The 16,168-nt window shown below is 48.5% G+C and carries 11 protein-coding genes; 9 read left to right on the top strand and 2 right to left on the bottom strand.

Annotated elements, in window-relative coordinates; all coding sequences use genetic code 11:
* Nucleotides 1–32 precede the first annotated feature (32 nt).
* The 5 genes from SLIP_RS05570 (at nt 33) to SLIP_RS05550 (ending at nt 7,904) form a co-directional block, all read left to right on the top strand.
* Complete coding sequence (locus SLIP_RS05570) at nt 33–1,604, top strand: class I SAM-dependent DNA methyltransferase (protein ID WP_013175306.1); 1,572 nt, start codon at nt 33–35, stop codon at nt 1,602–1,604.
* A complete protein-coding gene (locus SLIP_RS12360) occupies nt 1,588–2,856 on the top strand; it encodes a restriction endonuclease subunit S (RefSeq protein WP_013175305.1) in 1,269 nt (422 codons plus the stop codon). The genes SLIP_RS05570 and SLIP_RS12360 overlap by 17 nt, the downstream gene beginning before the upstream one ends.
* On the top strand, nt 2,857–6,009 hold the full coding sequence (locus tag SLIP_RS05560; RefSeq protein ID WP_013175304.1) for a type I restriction endonuclease subunit R: 3,153 nt from the start codon (nt 2,857–2,859) through the stop codon (nt 6,007–6,009).
* A 107-nt stretch (nt 6,010–6,116) separates the two neighbouring features.
* The gene (locus SLIP_RS05555) at nt 6,117–6,947 is read left to right on the top strand and encodes an SPL family radical SAM protein (RefSeq protein ID WP_013175303.1); all 831 of its coding nucleotides are present in this window, start codon (nt 6,117–6,119) and stop codon (nt 6,945–6,947) included.
* Nucleotides 6,948–7,040: 93 nt separating this feature from the next.
* Nucleotides 7,041–7,904 carry a DegV family protein gene (locus tag SLIP_RS05550; RefSeq protein ID WP_013175302.1) on the top strand — a complete coding sequence of 288 codons (864 nt, stop codon included), beginning with the start codon at nt 7,041–7,043 and terminating at the stop codon, nt 7,902–7,904.
* A 97-nt stretch (nt 7,905–8,001) separates the two neighbouring features.
* Here the strand turns inward: SLIP_RS05550 and SLIP_RS05545 are convergent, their stop codons facing one another.
* On the bottom strand, nt 8,002–8,982 hold the full coding sequence (locus SLIP_RS05545; protein ID WP_013175301.1) for a DUF814 domain-containing protein: 981 nt from the start codon (nt 8,980–8,982) through the stop codon (nt 8,002–8,004).
* Entirely contained in the window at nt 8,979–9,455 is a 477-nt protein-coding gene (locus SLIP_RS05540; protein ID WP_013175300.1) for a 2-thiouracil desulfurase family protein, read from the bottom strand. The genes SLIP_RS05545 and SLIP_RS05540 overlap by 4 nt, the downstream gene beginning before the upstream one ends.
* A 621-nt stretch (nt 9,456–10,076) precedes the next feature.
* On the opposite strand from SLIP_RS05540, the gene SLIP_RS05535 reads away from it, so the two are divergent.
* The 4 genes from SLIP_RS05535 (at nt 10,077) to SLIP_RS05515 (ending at nt 15,865) form a co-directional block, all read left to right on the top strand.
* Nucleotides 10,077–10,439 carry a hypothetical protein gene (locus tag SLIP_RS05535; protein ID WP_041432768.1) on the top strand — a complete coding sequence of 121 codons (363 nt, stop codon included), beginning with the start codon at nt 10,077–10,079 and terminating at the stop codon, nt 10,437–10,439.
* Between the two features lie 388 nt (nt 10,440–10,827).
* On the top strand, nt 10,828–12,753 hold the full coding sequence (locus SLIP_RS05525; RefSeq protein WP_013175298.1) for a PAS domain S-box protein: 1,926 nt from the start codon (nt 10,828–10,830) through the stop codon (nt 12,751–12,753).
* Nucleotides 12,750–13,967, top strand: coding sequence for a magnesium chelatase ATPase subunit I (locus SLIP_RS05520; RefSeq protein ID WP_013175297.1), 1,218 nt, complete (start codon nt 12,750–12,752; stop codon nt 13,965–13,967). Before SLIP_RS05525 ends, SLIP_RS05520 begins: the two co-directional genes overlap by 4 nt.
* A gap of 131 nt (nt 13,968–14,098) precedes the next feature.
* Complete coding sequence (locus SLIP_RS05515) at nt 14,099–15,865, top strand: vWA domain-containing protein (protein WP_013175296.1); 1,767 nt, start codon at nt 14,099–14,101, stop codon at nt 15,863–15,865.
* The last annotated feature ends 303 nt before the right edge of the window (nt 15,866–16,168 follow it).

The raw sequence follows: 16,168 nt of genomic DNA, 5'->3' as shown, positions 1-16,168 counted from the left end.
AGCTAAGTCGAACTATTAACGAGGTGCAGACAATGCCGTCAATCAACAATGAAATAGAAAAGAAGCTGTGGAACGCGGCAGACCAATTAAGAGCTAACTCGAAATTAAAAGCTTCAGAATACTCGGTTCCCGTGCTTGGGCTGATATTCCTGCGCTTTGCCGATCACAAGTTCAGTATGGCCGAAAAGGAGCTGGCTAAAAAGGCTAAGGCAGGTTCAAGGCGTGTTATTGGCAAAGCTGACTATCAAGCCAGGGGGGTTATGTACCTTCCAGAACAGGCGAGATATTCTTACCTCCTGAAGCTGCCGGAAGGGGAGAATATCGGGAAGGCTGTGAACGAAGCCATGAAAGCCATCGAAGCCGAGAACGAAGACCTTAAGGATGTCCTTCCCAAAACCTATACCCGGCTGGACAACGATACACTGATAGCTCTACTAAAAACATTCTCCGAAATCCCGATGGACGTCGAAGGGGACGTTTTTGGCAACGTATATGAATACTTTCTCGGCGAGTTCGCACGTTCAGAAGGGCAGCGGGGCGGGGAATTTTACACGCCCACTTCGCTGGTAAAGCTAATTGTCGAGGTCATCGAGCCATACCGAGGACGCATCCTGGACCCGGCCTGCGGGTCAGGCGGCATGTTTGTCCAGTCGGCCCGGTTTGTCCAGAATCACAAGAAAAACCCCAGCAGTGAGATATCCATCTACGGGCAGGAGAAAGTGGCCGAAACAGTCAGACTGTGCAAGATGAACCTCGCGGTCCACGGGCTTTCGGGGGACATCCGTCAGGCCAACACCTATTACGAGAATGTACATAACTGCATAGGCCGGTTCGATTTTGTCATGGCTAATCCCCCCTTCAACGTGGACGGGGTGGACAAAGAGAAGATCAAAGACGACCCGCGTTATCCTTTTGGGCTTCCCACTGTCGATAACGCCAACTACATCTGGATCCAGGAGTTTTACAGCGCTTTAAACGATACTGGACGGGCGGGCTTCGTCATGGCCAACTCTGCCAGCGATGCCAGGGGTTCTGAACTCGAGATAAGAAAAAAGCTCATCCAGGACCGGGTTGTGGATGTGATGATCACCATCGGGCCTAACTTCTTCTATACCGTTACTCTACCATGCACCCTCTGGTTCTTCGACAAGGGTAAACGGCAGACTGAGCGGGGTAATAAAGTGCTGTTCATCGATGCGAGGAACATCTACCGCCAGGTAGACCGGGCCCACCGCGAGTTTACCCCGGAACAGATTGAGTTTATCGCCAATATCGTACGCTTGTACCGGGGCGAGCCGGTGGAGACCGTAAATGGGTCGGATGAAATGCTCGAGGATAAGTTTCCGGAAGGCAAATATGTGGATGTGCCTGGCCTGTGCAAGGTAGCGACTATAGAGGAAATCGAAGCCCAGGGCTGGAGCCTCAACCCCGGCAGGTATGTTGGTGTGGCTCAGAAGGAAGAGGAAGACTATGATTTCACGGAAAGGCTGCAAGAGCTGAACGAAGAGTTGGAGCAGCTCAACGCCGAGGCAGCGGAGCTGGAGGAAAGGATAAGGGAGAATGTGGGAAAGTTATTGGAGGGTTTTGATGAAAAGCTCGACTAAGCTCTATAAAATGAGTGAACTTTGCGATATTACTTCTAGCAAACGCATATACGCTGCTGATTATAAACCTGAAGGAGTACCTTTTTATAGGGGGAAAGAAATTGTAGAAAAACATCAAGGCAAGTTAGATGTTTCAACAGAGTTATTCATCGACCGGGTTAAGTTTGAACAGATACGGGCAAAATTTGGAACACCTAAGGCTGGTGATCTACTATTAACCTCGGTTGGAACTCTCGGGGTTCCATATGTTGTGAGGCATGGAGAAGAGTTTTATTTCAAAGATGGAAACCTTACATGGTTCACTAACTTCAGGAATCTGGACAACCGCTTCTTGTATTATTGGTTATTATCACCCCAAGGACGAGAGCAGTTGAAGAAGTGCGTAATTGGGTCATCCCAACCCGCCTATACGATTGCTTTGTTAAAAGAGATGGAGATTTGCCTACCACATTTTCCTATTCAACGCAAAATTGCTGCCATCCTCTCTGCCTACGACGACCTGATTGATAACAATAACCGCCGCATCAGAATTCTAGAGGAAATGGCGCAGCTTATTTACCGCGAATGGTTTGTAAAGTTCAGGTTCCCGGGCTACGAGAAGGTCAGGATGGTGGATTCGGAATTGGGGCCGATACCCGAGGGGTGGGAGGTTAAAAGATTATCAGATTTAGTTGATACGCAATACGGTTATACAGAATCAGCAAGAGATTTACCCGTTGGACCCAAATATCTTAGAGGTACTGATATTAATAAGAACTCATACATTGATTGGGATAAAGTGCAGTTTTGCACTATTAATGATGAGGATTATAGGAAGTATAAACTTAAACAGGGAGATATACTTGTTATTAGGATGGCAGACCCCGGGAAGGTTGGTATTGTTGAACAATCTGTAGAGGCTGTATTTGCTTCCTACCTTATACGCTTGAAGATCAGATCACTATCGGTGGCGCCTTACTATTTATTCTACTTTTTGCTTTCCGACCGTTATCAAAACTATATTAATAGAGCTTCTACTGGAACAACAAGGAAAAGTGCAAGCGCAAGTGTAATAACAGATATCAGCTTAGTAATACCACCGAAAGAAATCATAGATATGTTTGAGGAGATAATTATGGGATATAGGAAATTCCTGAACATTCTTCTCAAACAAAACACCGTCCTCCGCCGTACCCGTGATCTGCTCTTACCCAAGCTTATCTCGGGCGAATTGAATGTGGAGGATCTGGATATTGCCGTAGGTGGTGATTAAATGAACCAGTACGGTGAAGATGCCTTGATAGAACAGCCGGCTATCGCCCTGTTCAAGCAACTCGGCTGGGAAACCGTCAACTGCTTCCACGAAACCCTTGGCACATCGGGGACCCTCGGCCGGGAGACCACTTCCGAGGTGGTGCTGACCCGGTATCTACGTAATGCGCTGGAAACACTGAATCCCGACGCGGGTAGGGAGGCCATCAACCTGGCTATAGAGGAAATCGTCAGAGATCGCAGCAGTTTGAGTCCTGTCCAAGCCAACCGGGAGGTTTACAGACTCCTCAAGGATGGAGTGAAGGTTGCGTACAAGAACGCCGATGATGAAGAGACAGACGACGTAGTGAGAATTATCGACTGGAACGATCCGGGAAACAACCACTTTCTCCTCGCGTCACAGCTTTGGGTAACGGGTGAGATTTACAAGCGGCGCGCCGATCTTGTCGGCTTTGTCAACGGCATACCCTTGGTTTTTATCGAACTCAAATCCGCTTCCAAAAGGCTGGAGGATGCTTATAACAACAACCTAAAGGACTACAAAAATACCATACCCCAGATCTTCTGGTACAACGGTTTCATCATCCTGTCCAACGGTAGCCAGAGCCGCATCGGCAGCATGAGCGCGTCATGGGAGCATTTTGCCGAATGGAAGAAGATTAACAGCGAGGGCGAAAAAGGCGTTGTCTCCCTGGAAACTATGATTCGCGGAACCTGTGCTAAGGACAAGCTTTTGGACATTGTGGAAAACTTCACTCTGTTCAGCGATGCCGGCGGTTCACTGGTCAAATTGATCGCTAAGAACCACCAGTACCTCGGGGTGAACAACGCCATCGAAGCAGTGAAAAGGATGCGGGAAAACAAAGGCCGCCTGGGGGTGTTCTGGCACACCCAGGGTTCGGGTAAGTCTTATTCCATGCTCTTCTTCTGTCAGAAGATCCTGCGCAAAATTCACGGCAACTGGACATTTGTAGTCGTTACTGACCGGACGGAACTGGATGACCAAATATACAAGAACTTTGCAGCCGCAGGCGCGGTTATCGAACAAAGAATACAGGCTGAAAGCCGCGAGCACTTGAAAAGCCTTTTGGCAGAGAATCACCGCATGGTATTCACCCTCATCCAAAAGTTTCAAAGCGAAAGCGACGGCAAATACCCGAAGATAACCGACCGTGACGACATTATTGTTCTGGTTGATGAAGCCCACCGCAGCCAGTATGATACCCTTGCCGCCAACATGCGCTCTGCTATGCCGAACGCTTCCTTCATCGCCTTCACGGGCACTCCTCTTATGGCTGGCGAGGAAAAAACCAGGGAAGTGTTCGGAGATTATATTTCCATTTATAACTTCCGCCAGTCCATTGAGGACAGGGCTACCGTTCCTCTCTATTATGAAAACCGAATTCCTGAATTACAGCTTATTAATGAAAACCTGAACGACGACATTCAGGACATCATCGACAGTGCCGACCTCGGCGAAGATCAGGAAAAAAAGCTGGAACGGGAATTTGCCAGGGAGTATCACCTCATTACGCGTGATGACCGGTTGGAAACTATTGCCGAGGATATCGTCAAGCATTTCATGAACCGGGGCGAGATGGGCAAAGCGATGGTGGTGACCATCGACCGGTATACTGCCGTCAAGATGTATGACAAGGTGCGGAAGTATTGGCAAGGGTACATAGAGGAGCTAAACCGCCAACTTCTGGCCTGTCCTTTGGAAGAGATAACAGAAATAAGAAACAAACTGGACTACATGAAGGAAACCGATATGGCTGTGGTCGTCTCTTCTAGCCAGAACGAGGTTGAAGACTTTCAAAAAAAGGGCCTGGACATCCTGTCCCACCGCAAGCGCATGGTAACCGAGGACCTGGACAAAAAGTTCAAAGACCCCAATGACCTTTTACGGATTGTGTTTGTCTGCTCCATGTGGCTGACAGGCTTCGATGCCCCTGCCGTCAATACCATCTATCTGGATAAGCCCATGAAGAACCACACTTTGATGCAGACTATCGCCAGGGCGAACCGGGTATTTAAGGACAAAACCTGCGGCACCATAGTCGACTACATCGGAGTGTTCCGCAATCTGCAAAAAGCTCTTGCCATATACGCCAGCCCAGCAGCGGGCGGCTCAGTGGATACGCCGGTAAAAGACAAGGCAGCCCTGGTCGATGAGCTTAAGAGAGCTGTTACCGAAACAACCGCCTTTTGCCACGAAAAAGGCATTGACGTAGATAGACTCCTTGCTGCATCGGGGCTTGAGATGGTCGGGCTTTTGGATGATGCTGTGGAGCGCTTGGTGGTGAATGACCAAACCAAGCAGCAGTTTCAATCCTTGGCGGGGAATACGGTTAAACTCTACAAGGCTATATTGCCCGACCCTGAAGCTTCTGAATTTGCCAAGCAGAAGAATCTTTTCGCATGTATTTCCGATAAAATCAGAGCACTGGCCCCGCCGGTTGACATCTCCGAGATTATGGATGATATTGAGGAAGTCCTTGACCGGTCTATTGCCAGTGAAGGATATATCATCCAGGAGGACCCGGCTGGCTACAATGCAAAGGTAGACCTGAGCGAGATTGATTTTGAAGCCCTGCGGGAGTTTTTCGAAAAGTCGAGGAAACATACGGAAGTTGAAAAACTGAAAGGTTTAGTCAATGCCAAACTGAACAAGCTCGTGCGTCTTAACAAGAGCAGGATCGATTTTGCCGAGAGGTTCCAGAAGCTCATTGACGAGTACAACAGCGGCGCCCTGAATGTGGAATTGATGTTCGATAGACTGGTGGCCTTCGCCAAGGAGCTCACCGAAGAAGAAAAGCGCGGCATGGCCGAGCAGCTCACCGAGGAAGAACTTGCCTTGTTTGATATCCTTATTAAACCTGAACCCCAATTGACTGAAAAAGACAGGTCGCAGGTGAAGAAGGTGGTCAGAGAGCTTTTAGTTACGCTGAAAAAGGAGAAGCTGGTCCTTGATTGGCGAAAACGGCAACAGACACGGGCAGCGGTATTGATTGCGATCCAGGATACACTGGACCGCGAACTCCCCAGAGCATACACCCCCAAAATATTTGAAGAGAAGTGCGTGCAGGTGTACCAGCATATTTACGACAGTTACTATGGGGCAGGGCAGAGCATATATAGTAGGGCCTGTTAAAGGGGTAAGTACCAGCAATAGATATGAAAGGGAAAAGACTTGTTTCGTGCGTGGAAAAGGGCTAGAATCTTGTAAGTCATAGGATTGACAGTCAAGGAGGAGGCCAGGTGCTCCAAAATATTGCAGTCCGAGAGATACTCTGCAAGTCAGCCCTAAACAAGACCGGCGTCCCGGGCTATCAGTACTGCATTAATCCGTATGTGGGCTGTGCCCATGCCTGCGTCTATTGCTACGCTTCCTTTATGTGCCGATTTACTAACCACCTGGAGAAGTGGGGCAGATTCCTGGACGTTAAAGTAAACTTCCCTGAGGTTCTGGCCAAACAATTGGGGCGCCGGAATCGACCAGAAGGTGCGGTTTTAGTGGGCTCAGTAACCGACGCCTATCAACCTGCTGAAGCCGTCTACGAAATCACAAGGTCCAGCCTGAGAATCCTGGCTGACTATCAATTGCTTGAAGTTCATACTCTGACCAAATCTTCCCTGGTGCTAAGGGATCTTCCGCTACTTCGGCAGATGAGAGGTTGCGAGGTAGGGTTCACTATCACTACTTTGGATCGAAACGTAGCCCGGGTATTGGAACCCGGGGCTTCGCCGCCGCACTTGCGCCTCGCTGCCGCCCGCGAATTGATCAGGGCCGGTATTAAGGTATGGGTATTTATCGCCCCGCTGCTGCCGGGAGTATCGGATAGGGAAGAGTCATTGACAGGTTTGTTGCGTACTATTCATGAATGCGGAATCCGGGAGGTTTTGCTGGACACCCTGAATCCATATCCTGCTGTAGTACAACGCTTAAAAAATACCTACCTGCGTTATTTCCCCGAGGCTCTGCCGGAACTGGAAACATATCTGCGCTCTCCGGAGATGTATCGAGACAAAATTGAAGCTCGCCTGTGTAACATCAGCGAGCTTGTCGGTTGTCAGCCATATTTTGTATAGTGTTATAAGCGCACCATTTTTACATAATTGTAGAGACGCAACTGAATAAAATCATCATAAAAGGAGAAGAAGCGTCAAGGGAGGGGAGTGGAAATGATCAAGATAACCGCTGACAGCACCTGCGATCTTTCCCCGGAGATTTTAGAAAAACTAAACATTACGTTAACGCCTCTTTATATCCTTGTCGGCGATGAAATGTTTCGAGACGGGGTAGACATAAAGCCTGTGGACATATTCAGGTATGTTGACGAGCAAGGTAAAACGTGCAAGACTGCAGCGGTCAACGTGTATGATTACGTGTGTTTTTTTGAGGACCTCTCGGCGAAGCATGAAGCAGTCATTCACATCTGCATCGGTTCGGGTTTTTCCTCTTGTTATCAAAACGCGGTTATCGCGGCTCAGGATTTCGACAATGTTTATGTCATCGATTCACGCAATCTTTCCACCGGGAGCGGGCATATCGTATACGAAGCCGCTTTGATGGCCCAGGAAGGCCTCGAACCGTCCGAAATCTGCCGCAGGTTAGAGGAATTGATTCCCAGGGTTGATACCAGTTTCGTAATTGATCGCGTAGATTATTTATACAAGGGAGGGCGCTGTTCTGGACTTGAAGCCATCGGAGCCAGGGTACTTAAGATAAAGCCATGCATTGAAGTCATAGACGGAAAAATGACGGTGGGCAGGAAATACCGGGGCAGTTTTGAATCCTGCCTTGAAAAGTATGTCAAGGACAGGCTGTTCGGCAACCAGGATATCGATTACAGCAGGATATTTATCACGCACTCCTTCTGTCCTAAACCCACAGTTGACAAGGTGAAAGAAGCTGTTCGTCGCTACGCTGATTTTGAAGAGATCCTAGAGACTGACGCCGGGTGCACGGTCTCAAGCCATTGCGGGCCTTATACCCTGGGGATTCTATATATGCGCAAAAGCAAAAAGGAAAAACCAATGGGATAATACTAGGCTCTCTTCAAATTCGAATACAACGTGGTTTGCGTATGACCTAATGCCAGGATATCAGCAGGGATTTTCTCCCTGTTAACAGCGACTGCCCTCATATAGAGGCAGGAGTGTCTGACGGGGCGAGGGGAGACACGGTTATTTCCTCCTCGGATCCTATTGGTTGCCGAACCTGAACCAAGGCTAGACCCGCTTCTCTTGCATCACTGTAACGAGCAACGATCGCGGCGGCTTCAGTCAGTTCTTCGCGGGAAGCCCTTGTAGCCACCCTCAATAGACCTGTGGGCCCGGGATAGGCCTTAACCTTCAGCAAGTAGTCGCCAGGCTTAGCCAGGGACTGGATTCTGCTGTTCTCCTCCTGATTTCTTCCTACCACCAGTAGGGAACTAGCCGACAGGTAGATGTGTCGCCCACAGCGCAAGATATACATGTCGTCTGCCTTAGCTTCGGGATAAGCATTCATAAACTTCTGCAGCCGCCGTGAAAAGTTCTCTTGCGTGAGCAAACACCCGCCGGCCGGTGACGGGTAATCGTTTAGACCGTACTTCTCGGCAAGCTCCATCTGGCGCAGCCGCGAACGCCCGCATATATCAAGAAGCCGTTCCCGGTCCACCCATCCTTCGAGTTCAGGAATGGTTGGCGGCAGCAGCTTGGCGGATAAAGGCCTCAGGATGTATCCTTCATAACCCGAGAGCTTCTCCACCTGACGCAAAGCTGCCTTGTTCTGGCTCTTGGGTCTTTGCCCGAGCACTTCCCCAGTTACTATGAATTTGGCCCCTATATCATCCATAAGATGCCCGGTATGTTTCAGCATGAACCCATGGCAATCGGTACAGGGATTCATGTGTTTACCATACCCGTAACGGGGGTTCTTAAGAACTTCCAGGTATTCGTCCGACCTGTCTAGGACCAGCAGTTCAATCCCCAGGTTTCGTGCCGCCTCGGCAACGTGCTCATCACCACCGAAGAAGGGGGTCTTAAAGTGTGCCCCGACAACCTCAATCCCTTGCTCCTTGACGACACAGACAGCTAACTGCGAGTCTAACCCGCCGGAAAACAAGCTCACCGCCTTCATAAACCTTCTTTCATCTCCTCTTGCCTTAGCAAAAACTCTTCGTCGTTCATTATTGCCAAGCCGTACTCTTTTAGCAGTGCGGAAGTGACACCATTTCCTCCCCTTAAATTACCGCTAAATGTTCCGTCATAAACCTGTCCGACCCCACAGGATGGGCTGCGAGATTTCAATACGGCCACAATGGCTCCCGCGTCTCGCGCAATACGAAGGGTTTCTTTTGCTCCTCTAAGAAAACAAGGAGTCACGTCTCTGCCTTCTTTGGTGATTACCCTAGCTAAGCCTTTCAAAACCGAGCTTCCGTCCCCTCCAACTATTTCGGCGGGCGAACGGGGCACCGGTAATCCACCCAGTCTCTCAGGGCAAGCGACAACCGCTTTTCCCTCTTTATACAACTTGTAGAACACTGGATGATAGTGACTCGTTCCCTTGTAAGTGCATTTGCATCCGCAAAGACATGCGCTGATCAGTATCAAAAAACGCCACCTCTAAATCGGGATCTCGATGATGCTTTATTGTATAGTTAATACAGGCGAATTACAAGTTTTCCCTTAGGGACACATAGGAGGTATTATTACATTAATTGCGAATAAGTCAGTGGAGCAGGGAAAAAGTAGAGGGGCAAAAAAATAGGCTCTGCATTGAGCCTCTTTAAGAAGTGCAAATTACGGTTTTCACTAATTAAATTTTAGCACGTCAAACTGCTCTTGTAATGGCCCATGACCTATCCGGACGCTTGTGAGGGATAGTTCGCAAAGTAACAATCCTAACAGGCAAGGAAGATTGTATGAAATGACAAAACCCCTGTTACCCCCCTTTTTTTACACCACTTTGTTAGGAAAAGACACTTAACCAACAGTTCATCCTACTAAAGCGGCATATTACGCCTTAATAATGACTATGCTATACTACAAGAAACTACCGAATCCGTTAATACGGTGACCTTTCGAGGACGGTTTGGTTCTAGCGCATTTGCGTGCTATATTCTAGACAGGGGGTAAGTTGCATTGGAGGTGAGGCTAAGTTACTACAACTGAATCCATCCCCAGGCACACCAACTACCGATGGTGAATGGGTTGCAGTGGGGGGGACAAATGATGACCAAGTTTCAGGTCATATTTCTGCTGGTGGCTATGATGTATCTGGTAGCCAAGGTAATCTTGGGCTTCATCATTTACCTAGTCACTTTGCAGATTGAGGCCGCCGCTCGAGAAAGGCAGCGTAAAAGGCGGGCGTACCTATCACGGGTGCGGGCGAGAGATAGGGAATTATACAAGGAAGCCTATCAGTGGTATCAGAAAAGGAATGCAGAAACTGCCACGGTTGTACCCCTGCCGGTTCCCGAACCCGAAGTCGAAGAGGCGCATCCCGTCAGTGCTCAGATTCCCAAGAAACGCGATGCTCAAGAGAAAACGCGTCTTGCTGAAAGGGAACGCCTGCGGGAGATTTACGAGTACTGAGTGGGTTTTTAGCTTTGCTTCAGAAAGAAGTGTAAATTATGGTTTTCACTGGACACGAGCAATTAGAGATATCCAAAAAATTAAGACCATTCACCATCGACTCGGTTGGTTGCCCCAACCACGAGACAAAGCAGCCGGTCATGTTCAACCGCATACATGCCCGGCTGTTTCTTTCATCGGGCATCGAGCTCCCCGAGCTCCTTATTTACATATACATATGCCTAGGCGGGGCCTTTGTACATACATAAAACACATAGGCGGTATATCTACATAAACGAAAGAAAGGAAGTGCGTTGTAGAACGTTTGTTCGCTGGAAGCGCAAAAGGGTTTAATGGAACCAGGTTAGTGAATGTTGTCACTAATACTAAGAGTAAGGGGGGACGGAACATGCCGCAAACAAAATTCGGGTTCAAAAACATGCTGGACGGCATAGCTGAACCGGTCTTAGCTTTGAGGAAGAACTTTCAGGTTGTTTATTGCAACCAAGCGTATGCCGATTTGGTCGAATTACCGGTTGGGGAATTGGAAGGAAGTAACCTTTTTGATGCTGTCCCCGGGTTGAGAGATACCCCTTGTCACAACACTTATTTAGAAGTGCTAGCCACTGGAGAAATCAAACAGATAACCACTTCGTACGGTTACCGTTATTTCAGGGAAAGAGTGTACGGAACTTCTTGGGGTTTGGTTTCGATATTTCAGGATGTTACCGAGGACGAACGGATTCACAGATTGCAGACCCGTGAAAGCGGAGATTTTCGAGCCTTGCTCGAAGCAGTTAATGACGCTTTGCTCATTCATGACGCCTATACTGGAGAAATCATATTGGCCAACGACAAGGCATCGGAAATGTTTGTTTACCGACGTGAACAATTGTTGGGAATGAATATCACTGATCTGGTGAGCGGGCAAGTCCCTTACACCAAAGAGGAGTTTGCCCAGCTTATAAAGAGGGCCTTTTATTCACAGGTCAGTCCGTTTGAGTGGGAAGCCAAAGATAAAGGGGGCAGGACGTTCTGGATCAAGGTTAAACCGAGCCGCATCTCTATGGGAAGCGACGAACGAATACTTACTGTTATCCAGGACGTAACCGAGGCACGCCAGCTGAAAGCAGCATTGAAAGAGAGTGATGAGCGTTACCGGAATCTCTTCGATAACGCCCGAGACATGATTTTTGCTCATGATTTGGAGGGCAATTTTCTCTTCGTTAACCGAGCAGCAGAAAAGATTACAGGGTACTGGCGTGACGAGTTACTCAAGATGAACATCGAACAACTGGTCGTACACGATTACTCCCAGCTTTTGCGTTCCATGATTTATCGTAAAAAGACCAGGCAAAAGGAGAACACCTATGAACTAGAAATTAGCACTAAATACCAGGAACGGGTAGTTCTCGAGATAAGTGCGTGGCCGGTGTATAAAATGGGGAAACCTGTAGCTATTCAAGGAATAGCGCGTGACATCACCCAGCGCAAACTTACCGAAGCGGCCTTGGCAGAATCAGAATACAGCGCGCGAATCATACTTGATCAGTTCCCCGATGCAGTTCTCGCTATTAACCACGAAGGTAAGGTGGTTATATGGAACAAAGCAATGGAAGAAATGACCGGGGTTAAAGCCGAGGAAATGCTGGGCAAGGGTGATTACGAGTATGGGATCCCGTTCTACGGCATCAAACGACCACTTATGGTGGATGTGGTCCTTAATCCGGAGGAAGTAGCAAAGTATTACAAGATATTTCAATATGAGAATTACAACCTTATTTCTGAGTTTGATGTCCCCAAACTCAAAGGGAAAGCCCAGTACTTGTGGGGAACCGCAGCTCCTCTACGAAATAACAGTGGAAGCATGATCGGCGCGGTAGAAAGTTTAAGAGAAATAACTGCCCAGCGCAAAATCCAAGAACAAAAGGAAGCGGCTTTACGAGGAGAAGTGGAGCAGCTAACTTTCATCTTGAACAGTATTGGTTTACCTGTTGGGATGTGTAATACTCAAGGAGTGATAGCCTTAGCCAACCGCGCCTTCGAAGAAAAGCTAGGATACGATCACGGGGAACTCTTAGAAAAGGGTGTTTCCTCTTTGCTTGCCGAAAAGCAGGTCTCTGCTCCCAAAGAGGAACTGGCACGACGCCTGGCGACAGGGACAGAAGGTGAGTATGTTTTGGTCTTGAAAAAGAAGGATGGTACTGAGTTACAAATGAAAGTCAAGACAGTACCTGTCGAGCAAAACGGTGCCGTAACCAAAACCCTGATTCTGGCCCAGTTTGCAGGGGAACAGGTAGGTGAAAACGGACTTGACGGAGGTGAGGCCCAATGAAACGTTACGCTGAATTATCGAGGCACGATGGCAACCAGACTCTTTTTGATCTCGTAGAAATGTCGATAGCGTCCACTTATTTCGGGGAACCTTTTCACATACATGCAGAAGGCTTGCGGGGTACAGGTAAGACCACTATTATGCGCGCAGCCAGGGATATACTGCCGACCATTACCCGTATCAAAGGATGCTTGTACAACTGTAACCCGTCTGATCCTCACTGTCCTAATCACCGAGGTTTGTCTTCTGAGGAAATCGCAGAACTCGGGGTAGAACAGATTATGATGCCTTTGTTGGAGATATCCCACTCGGCAAAAGTAGGTACAGTAGCTGGGAGTATAGACCTAGCAAAGATTACCGATCCCAACATGCCGGAAGCAGCTCTGCTCCCCGGAATCCTTCCCCAAGCTCATCGGGGAATCATTTTTATTGATGAAATCAATCGTTTGGCAGATACCTCGCCCGAGATAACAGATATACTGTTGGACGTCATGGGGCAAAAGCCAGGAAGGCTTCAGATTGAAGAAGCTGGATTGCCAGTGGTTGAGATACCTTTAGCCGTCACCATATGGGCTGCTTCCAACCCGGACGAAGAACCGGGACCATTGGAAGAAGTAAGACGACAGCTTTCAGACCGCTTCGATATGGTGTTTTACATGGGACGACCTGCCTCGGTAGAGGTAGTAGCAGAGATCCTGTCAAAGTCTACTAAGTCAAGCCGGGCAAACGAAGATGCCGCGGCAGAACAGGTTCACGAGGAGTATCGCAGGCGGATACTGGAGATAGCTGAAGGCTACGCTAAAGCTGAACTTCCCGATTACTTGCGGAACTTTGTTGCCAGGATTTATGTTAAGCATAACCTTGAAAGTCTGCGGGCTATCGAGGCTATACAACAGGGGGCTTTGCTCTACAGTTTGCTTAAGAAACGTAAACAACCCACTGTGGCCGATGTGGTAGAAATGGTACCTTTAGCCTTAAAGCACAGGGTGGAAGGCGATACCCTGGTCAAAATAATGAACAGTCTTGAAGCCAGGTCTCCTAAGGAGAGCATTTTGAGCCTGCGCGACAAGACTGGATTGGGCAAACAGTGCGTTCCGGAAAAGGAGCAAGAAGAAACAGACGATACCTTCTTAGGGGGAGCCAGGCGCATCAAGGATATGAGCCGCAGCGAATTGATCGCTACTGAAAAGACTTTGAACCCGCAAGATTTCTAAATAACCTTGAAAATCGATTTATATAGTTAAGCTGATGCAGTGCACCGAACTACCAATGCCTCTGGGAAATTTTTGTTGAACCACGGCAAAGAACCACAGAGGCAGAAACCGGTTGGGGAGTGATGACGAGAATGAGGATGGAAGAAAAAAACGAAGCGTTTGACACTGCCAGCTTGGTAGGGAACTATCTCGGTATGTATTTTGAGAAGGAGCAGGGGGTGAGGCTAGGAGAGTGTGCCGTAGTGAGCCTCAAAGCCCACACCCAAGTACCAGGACGGAGGGGCCATGTACGAATTCTTTTGAACCGAGATGCGGGCAAAACGTACCGTGGGTTCGTGGATACTGGGCAAGTGGTACACATCGACGTTTATCACTCGCCGGGAACACTAGACCCTAGGCAGGTATCCAGGCATGTTTTTCGGGCCATCGAAACTCATTTGACTAACCTGGACCCCAGCCTGCAGTTCAATGAAGAAGAAAAGATGAAAAACGTTCTGGAATACGCTCTTAAGATTGAGGTAGTTACAAAGTCCGGACGCGGTTTGGTTTATCAACTGTCTCAAGGGGAACTTCAACCGGTAACCGGAGCCGAGGCCAAACTGAATCACGTTCACATCTTGGCCAGCTTCACACGCGAAAAGTACGGGATTATTCTTCCTATAGTCCAGGCCGTGGAAGAAGCTGTTGAGGAGGCTGGACTTCAACTTGGTAAAGTCAAGAGAATCGTTCATACCAGGGAAAAGAACAAACAAGAAAACCTAGCCGGATATCTAATTTTGCCCTGGAAGAAAAAGGGTGGAGAATACAGCCCGTTATTGTTGCGTGAAAACCAAAACCAGTTGCTTCTGAAGCTGGTTGAAAAGTTCGCCAGCGTGGAGGAGTTACAGGAGTTTCTTGAAAGTTATGGTAGCAACATCTTTAAACGCAAGAGCAGGGAGGAACAAAAACGCAAAGTAGGGGACTTAGACGAATACCTGGAACAGCTTGAGGACCTCGAGATTCTCAAGAAAGGTCTGTTTGGGCCGGTTTTGACCAAGGAAGGCAAGGAACTCATCCAATACTTGTCCCAGCACAAGTGCGACATCGAGGCTGAAATTAGAAGGAGCATTCGCAAGTCTCCCGGAAGGTCCAGGTATTACCACAGGATTGGGAAAGGGGAAAAAACGGCCTCCGCTGTGCAGTTTACGAATCGCAATAAAACCGTCCCCCTCGCCCAAAGTCCCCAAACCGGCGACTTAGCAGTCCCCGAAACTATTATCCAGGCCAAAAAAGGCTGCTTTCTCCGGGGAGAAAAACATTTTACTATACGCAAAGAAGATATGCGCATCTACGACCGCCGGGCTTACGTGCCAATCGATGTCTGCCTCTTGATTGACGCCAGTGCCAGTATGGCCGGAGATAAGCGCCAGGCCGCGTGCTACCTGGCCGAACATCTCCTGCTTACGGGCAGAGAAAAAGTGGCAGTGGTCATATTCCAGCAAACAAAAGCCAAAGTCGTTGTCCCGTTCACCCGCAACCACAAGTTGCTCACCAAAGGGTTGGCCAGCATACGACCGGAAGGGCTTACCCCGCTGGCAGACGGCATCGCCACCAGCCTCAAACTCATTAAATCTTCGCGAGTAAGCAACCCGTTACTGGTCCTTATTACCGACGGAATGCCCAATTTCCCGTTATGGACAGTAGATGCGAGGGAAGACGCTTTGACTGCTGCCAAAAAAATCGCGAATACAAAAATCAAATTTGTCTGCATTGGTTTGGAGTCCAACAAAGTCTTTCTCAACGAGTTGGCTGCCCGTGCCCACGGCACTCTCTATGTAGTAGACGACCTCAACCGTAACACCTTAATTGACATCGTACGTTACGAAAAGAGGGTAACCGCACAAGCATACAAAGAATAGATGTTTCCTACTAACGAGATGAGCCTGCCGGAGCGTTAAAATAGGTGGAACTACCGGGCCCAGAAATCCTGGGCCTGTTTTTTTGCAAGCCAACTGACGTTCATTGACCTTCACTTGAGGTGTTTGATGTTTCCTCTCTATTTGCGCTCCGCCCTAAGAACCACCCCGCATGTAAACACTTGTTTAAGGCGAGTCGCCGTAGCCATAACCTGTTTACGTGTCTGCTTTCGGCGGGTGGATTGACGGGCATCGGTTGTGTATATTCATGCAATTTATTCATCGCTGTACTGTGTATAAATATGC

The sequence above is a fragment of the Syntrophothermus lipocalidus DSM 12680 genome, assembly GCF_000092405.1.
GTDB lineage: Bacteria > Bacillota > Syntrophomonadia > Syntrophomonadales > Syntrophothermaceae > Syntrophothermus > Syntrophothermus lipocalidus.
The sequence above is the reverse complement of the archived record's forward strand: the minus strand, read 5'-3'. Positions and strand labels throughout refer to the sequence as shown.